5 protein-coding genes are annotated in these 4,112 nt (G+C 50.4%); 4 read left to right on the forward strand and 1 reads right to left on the reverse strand.

Annotation, left to right across the window (positions count from 1 at the left end):
- From Q0369_RS10630 to Q0369_RS10640, 3 genes are all read left to right on the forward strand, one after another.
- Positions 1-479, forward strand: a 479-nt coding sequence (locus Q0369_RS10630; protein ID WP_298099698.1) for an exodeoxyribonuclease VII large subunit, incomplete at its 5' end; no start/stop codon positions are given.
- Between the two features lie 10 nt (positions 480-489).
- Positions 490-1,566, forward strand: a complete 1,077-nt coding sequence (serC, locus tag Q0369_RS10635) for a 3-phosphoserine/phosphohydroxythreonine transaminase (RefSeq protein WP_298099701.1) — start codon at positions 490-492, stop codon at positions 1,564-1,566.
- 417 nt (positions 1,567-1,983) lie between these two features.
- Complete coding sequence (locus Q0369_RS10640) at positions 1,984-2,223, forward strand: DUF333 domain-containing protein (protein ID WP_298099704.1); 240 nt, start codon at positions 1,984-1,986, stop codon at positions 2,221-2,223.
- Positions 2,224-2,669: 446 nt separating this feature from the next.
- On the opposite strand, the gene Q0369_RS10645 is transcribed toward Q0369_RS10640, so the two are convergent.
- The gene (locus tag Q0369_RS10645) at positions 2,670-3,242 is read right to left on the reverse strand and encodes a hypothetical protein (RefSeq protein ID WP_298099707.1); all 573 of its coding nucleotides are present in this window, start codon (positions 3,240-3,242) and stop codon (positions 2,670-2,672) included.
- Between the two features lie 238 nt (positions 3,243-3,480).
- Between Q0369_RS10645 and Q0369_RS10650 the strand changes: the two genes are divergently transcribed.
- The gene (locus Q0369_RS10650; protein WP_298099712.1) at positions 3,481-3,819 is read left to right on the forward strand and encodes a hypothetical protein; all 339 of its coding nucleotides are present in this window, start codon (positions 3,481-3,483) and stop codon (positions 3,817-3,819) included.
- Positions 3,820-4,112: the final 293 nt, after the last annotated feature.

The following is a 4,112-nucleotide window of genomic DNA, read 5'->3' on the forward strand; positions in this document are numbered from 1 at the left end:
ACGAGATCGATTTTAGCATCAGCGATTTCGTAGCCGATCACCGAAGCCTCACGCCTACCGCCGCGATGATCGACCTGCTGCCCGATATTTGCGCGATCTTTCAGAGCCTCGACGGCATAAGCGACGCACTTGATAGGCTGATAAAAGATAAAATTTCATCCGCACAAAACGCGCTGAGCCTCGCAGCTTTAGAGCTTAAATCAAAATCGGTCGAGCCAAAAATTTCAGGCTCGCTTGCAAAGCTTTTAAATTTCGAGCTTAAATTTAAAAATTTCATCGGCTCCAAGCTAAGCGCCGCAGAGCATACGCTAAGCGCCAAGGATGAGCTTTTGGCGCAAAAGGCGAAATTTTTTGAGATCACAAAAGACCTCGTTCAAATCCAAAAGGGCGGCAAAACGGTAGCTCTAGGCGAGCTTGCCGAGGGCGACGAGTTCGTCCTTTGCTCGCAGCAGCTCAGCAAAAATGCAAAAATCATCTAAAGGAGGCAAAATGGATAGGGTTTTAAATTTTAGCGCAGGACCTAGCACCATCCCGCTGGGCGTGCTAAAGCAGGCTCAAGAGGAGCTGCTAAACTACGCAGGGCTGGGATTTTCGATAATGGAGATCTCGCACCGCACCAAAATTTTTGAGGAAGTTCTGCATAGCGCGATGAACCGCGTACGCGATCTCTATGGCTTTTCGGACGATTTTACGATTTTGTTTTTACAAGGCGGCGCGAGCCTTCAGTTCGCGCAGGTGCCGATGAACCTATACGTAGGCGGCGTCGCAGAATACGCCAACACGGGCAACTGGACGAGCAAGGCGATCAAGGAAGCGGGCGTGCTCGGCATAAACTACCGCGTGGTCGCAAGCAGCGAGGATAGTAAATTCGACCGCATCCCCGAGGTTAAATTTTCTGACGACGCCGACTACGGCTACATCTGCTCGAACAACACGATCTACGGCACGCAGTATCCGCAGCTGCCGCAGTGCGCCTGCCCGCTCGTAGTCGATAGCTCGAGCGATCTATTTTCGCGCCCCGTAAATCTTAGCAGCGTGGGGATGTTTTACGGCGGTATTCAGAAAAACGGCGGGCCCGCGGGCGTTACGATGGTTGCAATCCGCAAGGATCTGCTGGACCGCGCAAACCCCAAAACGCCGATGATCCTGCGCTACAAGACGCAGGCGGACGCGGACTCGATGAGCAATACCCCAAACACTTTCGGAATTTACATGCTAAATTTAATGCTCGGCTGGATCAAGGACGAGATCGGCGGGCTCGCGGCGATGCACGAGCGCAACAAGCGCAAAGCGGCGCTGCTTTATGGCGCGATCGATGCTAGCGGCGGCTTCTACCGCGGCCACGCGCAAAAGGATAGCCGCAGCCTAATGAACGTGAGCTTTAATATCGCAGATGCCGCACTTGAGCCGGTTTTCGTCGCGCAGGCGGAGGCAGAGGGGATGATCGGGCTTAAAGGACACCGCGTTTTAGGCGGCATCCGCGCCTCGATCTACAACGCCATAAACTACGAGGACGTTGAAAAACTAGTCGCTTTTATGAGCGAGTTCGCACGCAAAAACGGCTAGCGGCGGTTAAATTTATAGGGTTTGAGCGCAGCTCGCGCTTATAGACGAGGATTATTTAGGATCCGTGCTTGCCTTTGCCGCTGAGCTGGTATTTGTGATAACTCTCGCTTTTATAGCCGGTATTTTACGGTAGAAATAGCTTTGATGCGGCTTGGATTTCGCTGCTAGAATTTTATTGAAGGCAAAATTTTATGATGTTAAATTTTGCATTGGATGAAGTCTGGTGGCTTTGATTTTACAGCGGTGAGCGGACTTGGTGCTGCTGGGATTTATTAGGTAGGATTTAACATTTAAAACGCTATTATCGGTGTTCGAGGATGGAAGGCGATTTATTTATGTAGGCGCAGGTTTAGCGTATCTAGCGCCTAAATTTAAGCTTAATCCTAAAAACAGGCAAAATTAAACGAAAGGATTTAAATGAGTTTTAAGAGATTTTTTGCAGTAGCGCTTGCGGTGGGCGCTTTCGCTTCGGTGAGCGCAGAGGCTAGCGCTGCTGGGGATTTTTGTATCAAAAATAGCGGCGAGCTGATCGTCCGCAAAGACGGCAACGGCGTGGATTACACCGTTTGTAAGCTGCCTGACGGCACGATGATCGACGCTGAAGAATTTTATAAAACAGGCGGCGATTTGAGTAAATTTAAGAGCGTAAATCGATAGAATTTTATCGCTTGCGAGATTTGCGGCAGCGAAATTCCATAAAATTCTGCGTCAAAATTCTACTTTAAAATTTAGATGAATTTCAACTAGCAAGCGTTGGCGAGAGTGAATTCTCGGGCGCCACAAACGAAGTGATGGCAGCAGAGTAATGGAAAAAATTCAATTATCCAAACATCAACGATGTGTGGAGATTTTGCTCTAGCAAGGTGCCAAAAGCGGCGGCTACGCAAAGCAGAAATTATTTTAATCGATTTTACGCGACGCGCAGGAAACCTACTAGATTGCTCGATTACGACGCAGATTTTTTGGATATGCGATAAGCATTTGCGCTCATAGTTGCTGAGCTTAAATTTCAGCCGTTCGTGGATGTCGCTCGCTTCCTTTTTTGAAAGGCTCAAATTTTAGTTGCTCGTGAGCGCTCATTCGCTTCTTTTGCCTGCGTAAATTTAGTGCGTAAATACCACAACCTCGCCGCGCTCAAACGCGACCTGTCGCCCCGCTAGGTATAGCTCGAAGTAGGGCTTCAAAAAGTCCTCCTGCGGCCTTTGCGCATAGTTTGGATACTGCAAGTACGCCGAGAGCAGGTAATCGCAGTTGATCGAATAGTACGCCTCGCCGAGCACCCATAGCTTCGCATCGAGCTTAGGCGAATCTATCATCCACTCCGTGATCGCCTCATAGACGGCGTCCGCAAGCTCATCTTCGTGATGCGCGAGATCAAAGCTCTCCTGCACGCGCGCGAATTTTATCTGCTCAAGCATCTTTAAAAGCTCGTCATCGCCGAGAAACTCGGCGAAAATTTTTAAATTTCGAACGTACACTAAAGCTAAGCTCTTAAGCGCTTCGTCATCAAATTTCGGATCCTGCGGCGGGCAAAAATACCCGGGCGCCACGCCTCGACCAAACGTCTCTCGCGTTTGCTGCGCCGTGGCTGCGTAGATCGGCATTATGCGCGCTTGCAGCTCGGTGCCGTTTTGCAGCGGCGCAAACACCGCCTCGACGCCCGCACCCTCGGGCATAAAGCACTAAAAAAGCCCATAAAACTTATCCTGCAATCGATCTCTTCGCAATCTAAGCTTAAATCTAGCCCCGCAGCCTCGTTAATGCGGCGCGCGTACTCGAAATTCGTCATCTTCGCCCTTTTAAATTTTGACCGTCAAAGCGTTTGCGTGGAATTTTACCTAAATTTTGCGCATTTGCCGAATTAAAATTTATGTGCGATGAGATTTTATGGAATTTAAAATTTAGCGGCTCGGTTTGGGTTCAGTACTGCGACAAAGCGGCGGGGCGATGAGCGGCGACGGGTTGTCGTGCGGGCGGTTAGTAGCGGTGGATGGGTATCGCACGGCGGGAGAGCGGCGTCTAACGGCGAGACCTACGACGCGTGACGACAGGGGTAGCCGACGATCGCGACCGCAGCGCTCGCAGGCCGGTTGCTCGCAGAAGCGGATTTTTCGCGCTCAGGCCGTCGCAAAATGGCGGACGGTGTATTGGATGACGGCCGCCGCCGCAGCACTTGCAGGCAGCTCGCTCGCAAAAGGGCTTTTCGCCGCTAAGAGCGCGCACGAGCGGCGCAAAGTCGGCGGCATTGTTTGATCTATTGCGCGCGAAATGAAATTTTATCGTTTAAATTCTAGAGTAAAACCTGCGCGTGCGGCGGAAAATTTGCTTGTAGTAATGAAATTTATCGTCCAAATTTAGTAAAAGATAAAATTCCAAATCGCGCATTAAGTAGTGTGAAATTTTATTTGATTTTGCTTCGCCGCGCAGCTGTTTGCGCGGCTTGCTTTAAATTTTATTCTATCCCCGCAAATGCTGCTTTTGCGTCCGCCAGATCCTTCTCGTCGGGGTGTTTCGCAGCCTCCGCCCAGCGCGCAAGTCGCTCGGGG

Source organism: uncultured Campylobacter sp. (assembly GCF_938030685.1).
In the GTDB taxonomy this organism is placed as follows: domain Bacteria; phylum Campylobacterota; class Campylobacteria; order Campylobacterales; family Campylobacteraceae; genus Campylobacter_B.